This window comes from Streptomyces mexicanus, assembly GCF_902506575.1.
Taxonomy (GTDB): domain Bacteria; phylum Actinomycetota; class Actinomycetes; order Streptomycetales; family Streptomycetaceae; genus Streptomyces; species Streptomyces mexicanus.
This window is the reverse complement of sequence record NZ_LR732632.1, coordinates 1-6424: the sequence shown is the minus strand read 5'-3', so window position 1 is coordinate 6424 and position 6424 is coordinate 1. Positions and strand designations below refer to the sequence as shown.

Below are 6424 nucleotides of genomic sequence, written 5' to 3'. Positions count from 1 at the left end.
CACATACAATATATGCGACAGTAGCAAGCACCTGCTATTTTACACGCAGTAACTCAGACACAACTCTTATACACATGTTATATTCTGTATTAGATAGTACTTTTTCTTTTATCCAATTTCTCTTTTACGACTACGCCCAATGACATCAACATGTACATCACTGTCTTTTCATTGTATTTTTTTTTTTTTTTCAAGCAGAAGACGGCATACGAGATTTCTGCCTGTCTCGTGGGCTCGGAGATGTGTATAAGAGCCGGGCTTCGCGCAGGGCCGCGCGCGCGGCCCTGCGCGAAGCGGTGGCGGCCCGGCGGGCCGCTCACCCGGCAGACGAGGAGACCCGCCCCGAGACGCCGGCCACGCCGGCGGCCCCCCAGGGGGCCACCCCGACGGAGGCCACTTCCGACGCCTGCGAGCAACGGACGCATCCGCAAGGGCCGCAGGAGTCCGGTGCACAGGACTCCGCACCAGGGGATTCTGGTGCGCAGGACTGCGAATCACAGGACTCCGGATCACAGGACTCCGGATCACAGGACTCCGGATCACAGGACTGCGGATCACAGGACTGCGGTCCGCGTGACTCCGGCGCTCCAGCCTCTTCGGGCGCCCCCGCGCGCTCCGGCGATCATGCCTGCACGGACGATCATGCCCGCACCGGCGATCCCGTGTCCTCCGGTGGCCCGGCGCACTCCGGCACCCCCGCCCCCTCCGTCACTCCCGCGGCCGCCGGTGGCCGGGCCGTGCCCGGGCAGGCCGCACCGCTGCGTCCCGCCGACGCGGCCCGTGAGGCCCTGCGGGCCGCCCTGGCCCGCCGCGCGGCGCCCGAGGACCGGCCCCGTACGGGGGCGGCGACGCCGAAGCCCACCGAGCGCGGCACGCCCCGGCCAGCGGCCACCGGCTCCCGGGGAGCCGCTGCCGGTGCCCTTGAGGTGAGGAAGCTGCTCGCCGGGGCCTTCGCGATGCCCGCCTCCGCCGAGGCCGAGCGTCCTCCCTCCCAGCGCCCCGCTTCCGGCGACGTGCCGCCGCCCGAGGGGCAGCCGGAGCACAATGCCCCGCCGCAGCAGTCGCCGGACACGCCCACCACCCCCACGACGTCGGCTGCCCCCATGACGTCGGCCCCTTCCGGCGCATCAGTCGCCCGCACCACCCCGGCCGCACCGGCCACCACGGCCGCACCCAGGCTTCCGCGCACCATGGCCTCGCCGCACCGGGACGGCGAGCACCGGCGTACTTTCCCGCCCTTCCCCTCCCGCGGACCGGACGGCTCCGGGTTCGCCGAGACCTGGTGGGGCAACGCCTGGGTCACGGCGTTGGAGAAGGGCGCCCTCGACGCGGCCCGCCTGGCCAGGGGACGCGGCTACGCACAGCAGGGCCGGGTGGACGCCATCACCGTGACGCCCGGCTCCGTCCTGGCGTACGTCCAGGGCAGCCGCCCGCGTCCCTACCGGGCGCAGGTACGGCTGCGGACCCTGGACGACGCCGACTGGGACCGCTTCCTGGAGAGCGCCGCCGAGCGCCCCGCGCACATCGCCGCGCTCCTCGACCGGCAGATGCCGCACTCCCTCGCCGACTGCGGTGTTCCGTTGCTGCCCGGCCCGGGCGACCTCGACCCGCACTGCAGCTGCCCCGACCGCGGCCATCCCTGCAAGCACGCCGCCGCCCTGTGCTACCAGACCGCGCGGCTGCTCGACGCCGACCCGTTCGTCCTGCTGCTGCTCCGCGGCCGGGGCGAGCGCGAGCTGCTGGACGCGCTGTCCCGGCGGAACGCCACCCGCGCGGCCCGTGCCGCGCGGGAGCGGCGGCCGGATCCGTTGCCGGGCGTGCGCGCCAGTGACGTCCTCGCGCGCCGCGGCGCCCCACCGCCCCTGCCCGCGCCGTCGCCGGCGCCCGCGCACCCCGAGCAGCCTCCGGTCTACCCGGCGGCCCCGGGCGGCCCGGATCCGTTCGCCCTGGACCAGTTGGCGACGGACGCCGCGGCCCGTGCCCACGCCTTGCTCACCACCGGCCGGGACCCGGTGGGCGGTCTCACGCTGTGGCAGGACGCGGTACGGCTCGCGGCCGCCCGCCCCGGTTCGGGGCTGACCGCCGCCACCCGCTCCCTGTACGCCGCGCTCGCCTCGGCCACCGGCCGCGGCACGGCCGACCTGGCCCGCGCGGTGGCCGCCTGGCGGCAGGGCGGAGCGGAGGGACTGGCCGTCCTCGAAGAGCCCTGGGACCCCCCGGCCGGCCGGTTCGACCGGGCCCGTCCGCTGCTGCTGGCCGCCGACCTGCCCGCGTTCCGGCCGTGGCGCAACCGGCTCACGCACCCCCTCGGCCACCTCCAGCTCCGCCTGGGCCGGGACGGCTTGTGGTACGCGTACGAGTCCGAGCCGGGCCGCGAGGACTGGTGGCCGCGCGGCACCCCCGACACGGACCCGGTCGGCGCCCTGACCGGCCTGGGCACACCCGGCGATCTCTGACACCCGTGGACGTGGTGCCGCAGGGCCGGGAGGTTTCGAGCGCCGCGTCGCCCTGGATGCCGAACGCCTCCTGGTGCACACCGACCTTGCCCCCGTGCAGGTTGCCGACCGGCTCGGTTTCACCTCCGCCACGGTCTTCACCCTGTTCTTCCGGCGGTGCACCGGCGAGACACCCACCGCGTTCCGCACCCGCGCGCACGGCGGATCGGCCACCGCGTCTCAGGGGTGGCCCGCCCGGTCGTGGTGCGCCGGGGACTCCGCGCCCGAGTAGGCGTAGTAGTCGGTCTGCTGCAGGCCGATGAAACCCAGCAGCCGGACGGTGAACTCCTCGTAGAACTGGTCCACCGTCCGGGGCACGTTGTAGAAGGTGGGGATCATCGGGTAGACGGTGCCGCCCGCTTCCGCCACCTGGGTGAGGTTGCGCAGATGGATGAGGTTGAACGGCGTCTCGCGCACACACAGCACCAGTGGGCGCCGCTCCTTGAGCATCACGTCGGCGGCCCGTTCGATCAGGGTGTTCGCCGTGCCGTGGGCGATACGTCCGGCCACACCCAGCGCGCAGGGCACCACGAGCATGCCCCAGGAGGGATAGCTGCCGGAGGTCGGCCCGCCGGCCAGGTCCTCCGGATCCCAGGCGACGACCTTGTCCGGGGCCGGGCCGCCCAGCACCAGCTCGGCCGCCGGCCCGGACGCGTCCCGGCCGGTCTCGTGCGCGATCAGCCGGCGGCCCGCCGGGGAGACCATCAGGTCCACCTGCCCGACCCGCTCGTCCTTGACGAGCGCCTCCAGCACGAACCGGGCCATACGTGTGCCACCGGCCCCCGTCACGGCCAGGACGATGTTGCGCCGCTCCGCCATCCGCTCTTCCTTCCCGCGTTCCCGGCCCCGAGCAGGCGGCCGTGGGCCGCACACAGCATCGCAACAGGTGCCGGGTGTGATCGCAAAGGGAGGTGACCCGAGCGGAAAGGGCCTCGGGGAAGGAGGGGATGCGGCGGGGGAGAAGGGCAGCGCCCTGCTCACGCCGCGCCGGCGCCCCGACCGCCTACGCCAGCATCCCCGCGCGGTGGAGGTGCTCGAAGACGGCCCGGCTCGCGCCGGAGACCCGGTGGCGGTCGGCGTAGCCCAGCCAGGCCAGGTCCTCGATCTCGCTGCGGGGTGTGAGCCGGCCGGTGTAGTCGCCGGTGAAGCACGTCATGCGTACCGTCACACCCTCGGCACGGCCGTCGGCCTGTGCCTCGAAGCTGCCCAGCGGCGAGACGGTCTCGGCGCGCAGGAGGACACCGGCCTCTTCGGTGATCTCCCGTACCAGCGTCTGCAGGTCGCTCTCGCCCGGCTCCCGCTTGCCGCCCGGCAGGTAGTAGACGTCCTTGCCTCGGGAACGGGCGCACAGGACACGTCCGTCCTCGATGCGGACCCATGCCACCTTGTCGATCACCACGGCCGTTCCCTCGCCTGTTCCCTGTTCGTGCTGTGCCGTGCCATGCCGGCGCGACCGGCGCCGGCCGCACCGTCGACGGTACCAACCCGCCCACCTCGGTCGTCGCCCCGCCGGATCGGCCGTGCGGCCGGACGCCCGCCGATGCCGGGCTCCTCTTCCCCTGCGGGCGAGATACGCAAGCGCAGTTCTACGGAAAGGCCAGCGCCTGCGGAGGCAGAAGCCAGTAGGTTCTGGCGGCGTTCCCAGAGGTCAGCTCGCGACCCATTCCAGCATCCGCCCTTCGTGGACCCGGGGACGGCGGTCGAGGCGGGGAAGCGGCGACATGCCGTCGACCGCGGCGCACAGGTCGTGCAGCATCAGGCCCATGCCCGGCCACAGCCACAGGTACTCGGGCGAGCCGAAGCAGAGCTCTCCCACCTCTCCTTCGCGCTCGCCGCGGTGGTCGACGAAGAGCAGATCGCCGGTGAGGCACTGGGCGAAGGGAACCCACCGCTGATGGGCCGTGCGTCCGATCACCTCGTCCTCACAACCTTCCTCCACGGCCTCCCGCGCCGTGTCGGCCAGGTTCTGCTGCCACTCCAGAATGTCCGCGGTGTCGAGCAGGCTGTACCCGAGGAGGAAGGCACCGGCCTGGGTGCTCGATCTGCGCGGGGTGACACCGTTGTGCGTCGAGAGCAGCGACTTCAGATCGTCATGGAGCGGAAAACCCAGCTCTTCCTCCAGTGCGGACAGCTCCGCGCCGGACGCACCCGGACGCAATGCGTGGTGGTCCTCGGGGGCGTTGCGAAGGAGCCATCCCCGGAACCTGTGCCAGAGTTCTTCGAAAGGGAAGGCTTCTCCGGGGTGTTGGTCCATGCGACCCTCTCGATCGGCTCTGACTCCGCCCGGTCCGCTCGGACCCGCTCTACAGGTGGGAGCAGATCAGTTCCTCGGTCTTCTCCTCGTACTCCTGCATGTCCTCGGCCGTGTAGCCCGCGTCCTTCAGGCTCCGCATCAACGCCGCGGTGTCGCCGCACAGACGGGGACGCTGCCGGCGGAGGTAGGACTTGACGCCGTCAGCGGACAGTTCTTCCCAGGTCCGTTTGACCTGGTCGTTCCTCTCGTGTGCGTAGGAGAACTCGACCCACTGCTTCTCCGGGTCCGTCAGACGCGAGGTGTCGACGGCCGAGTCGCTTCCGCCGCACGCGACGGCCATGAAAGCGCACGCCACCACCGTGAGAGATATCCGGGCCTTGTTCACCGTGCTCTTTTCTGTGCGCCTCGACGGAGACTGCATCGTACCGGCGTCCGGCCCCGGCGCGCCCGGCCCCTCAGGGCCGGGCCACGATGCCGTTCAGCAGCAACTCGGTGGCCTCCAGCAGCTCTTGCTCCAACTTGCCGTCGAGTTCGACCTCCACGTCACGGAACCATCGGTACAAGGTCCCCAGATAGATGTCCCGGAGGACGTTTCCCACCTGCCGCGGACGAATGTCCTGGCGGAGTTCGCCGTTCTTCCTGCCGTCCTCGATGATCTCCGCGAAGAGCTCGGCGACGTACGGCTCCTCCATGAGGGGCCGGCCGGCCTTCACCCAGGCGATCAGCATCGCGGCGGCGCTCTCGTGCTCCTCTTCGTTGATACGGCCCAGGATGGTCATGCAGCGGCGCAGGCGCTCGGCGGCGCCGGCCTCGTCGGGCAGGGCGTCGGCCATGACGGCCACCAGCCGTTCCCTGCGCCGCTCGCCCCAGGTGCTGATGAGGTCTTCCTTGCGCTGGAAGTGGTTGAAGAAGGTCCCGCGGGCGACATCGGCGCGTTCGGCGATCTCGTCGACGGACGTCTGCTCGTATCCGTGCTCGGCGAAGAGTTCCAGCGCCGCCGTGTACAGGCGCTCCTTTATCTTGATCTTGTTCCGCTCGCGCCGCCCCAGGGGCTGGGCCTTGCTCTCGGGTGGGGACGTGTTCATCTCTTCCTCCTGCACGTGCGCGATCGGTAACAGGACAGAGACGTGCGTCGCGGCTCAGTGCGGCGGATGGACGTCCGGGTCCGCAGTGGCATGTCGAACGACTCTCCTGCGTCTCCGCCCTCGCCGGTTGCCGCCCGCTCGGGCCCCGGCCCCACTCATTCTTATACCACAGTCCATGGATGACTCACAGTCTCCGTTTCGGGGAACAAGCGGGGCGGCCGACCACCCCAGGGGTGCGTCGGCCGCCCCGCGAGAGGCTCTACGCCGCGGCGATGTCGGACAGGATCTCCTCGACCGGTGCCTGCGCCAGGAGGCGTCCCAGGGGGATGTCGATGCCGTGATCCGCGAGGAGCCGCTGCCTCAGTTGCGCGGCCATGAGGGAATCCAACCCCAGCGCGCACAGCGGGCGGCGCACGTCCACCTGGGAGGGAGCCAGCCCGAGCAGGTCGGCGGCGCGGTCGAGCAGGGCTTGCCGGGGACTGACCGCGGTGCGGTCCGCGGGCCGCACCGCGTCCTTGGGCGCCGATGGCTCGACGAGGGGGAGGGCCGGCGTGTGCGGCTGCCCGCTGCCGGCGGCCGGGGGGCGGGGG

Annotated in this window: 8 protein-coding genes; 2 read left to right on the top strand and 6 right to left on the bottom strand. The window is 71.5% G+C overall.

Annotated elements, in window-relative coordinates; translation table 11 throughout:
- Window positions 1-662 precede the first annotated feature (662 nt).
- On the top strand, window positions 663-2456 hold the full coding sequence (locus GV126_RS33850; RefSeq protein WP_236570361.1) for an SWIM zinc finger family protein: 1794 nt from the start codon (window positions 663-665) through the stop codon (window positions 2454-2456).
- Window positions 2449-2727, top strand: coding sequence for a helix-turn-helix domain-containing protein (locus tag GV126_RS36965; protein WP_159675006.1), 279 nt, complete (start codon window positions 2449-2451; stop codon window positions 2725-2727). Before GV126_RS33850 ends, GV126_RS36965 begins: the two co-directional genes overlap by 8 nt.
- Here the strand turns inward: GV126_RS36965 and GV126_RS33840 are convergent.
- From GV126_RS33840 to GV126_RS33815, 6 genes are all read right to left on the bottom strand, one after another.
- Window positions 2676-3314: a UbiX family flavin prenyltransferase gene (locus GV126_RS33840; protein WP_159675002.1), complete on the bottom strand. Its 639-nt coding sequence runs from the start codon at window positions 3312-3314 to the stop codon at window positions 2676-2678. The two genes, GV126_RS36965 and GV126_RS33840, sit on opposite strands and share 52 nt — an antisense overlap.
- A 184-nt stretch (window positions 3315-3498) precedes the next feature.
- Window positions 3499-3894 carry an NUDIX hydrolase gene (locus GV126_RS33835; RefSeq protein ID WP_201299981.1) on the bottom strand — a complete coding sequence of 132 codons (396 nt, stop codon included), beginning with the start codon at window positions 3892-3894 and terminating at the stop codon, window positions 3499-3501.
- A gap of 249 nt (window positions 3895-4143) precedes the next feature.
- Window positions 4144-4653 carry an SMI1/KNR4 family protein gene (locus tag GV126_RS33830; protein ID WP_236570359.1) on the bottom strand — a complete coding sequence of 170 codons (510 nt, stop codon included), beginning with the start codon at window positions 4651-4653 and terminating at the stop codon, window positions 4144-4146.
- A 145-nt stretch (window positions 4654-4798) separates the two neighbouring features.
- A complete protein-coding gene (locus GV126_RS33825) occupies window positions 4799-5089 on the bottom strand; it encodes a hypothetical protein (RefSeq protein WP_159674998.1) in 291 nt (96 codons plus the stop codon).
- Window positions 5090-5204: 115 nt separating this feature from the next.
- Window positions 5205-5834, bottom strand: a complete 630-nt coding sequence (locus GV126_RS33820; protein WP_159674996.1) for a TetR/AcrR family transcriptional regulator — start codon at window positions 5832-5834, stop codon at window positions 5205-5207.
- Between the two features lie 259 nt (window positions 5835-6093).
- Window positions 6094-6424, bottom strand: a 331-nt coding sequence (locus GV126_RS33815; RefSeq protein ID WP_159674994.1) for an acyl carrier protein, incomplete at its 5' end; no start/stop codon positions are given.

Coding starts and splice junctions, on each gene's coding strand:
- GV126_RS33840 (WP_159675002.1), bottom strand. CDS start 3,314: ATGGCGGAGCGGCGCAACATCGTCCTGGCCGTGACGGGGGCCGGTGGC.
- GV126_RS33825 (WP_159674998.1), bottom strand. CDS start 5,089: ATGGCCGTCGCGTGCGGCGGAAGCGACTCGGCCGTCGACACCTCGCGT.
- GV126_RS33820 (WP_159674996.1), bottom strand. CDS start 5,834: ATGAACACGTCCCCACCCGAGAGCAAGGCCCAGCCCCTGGGGCGGCGC.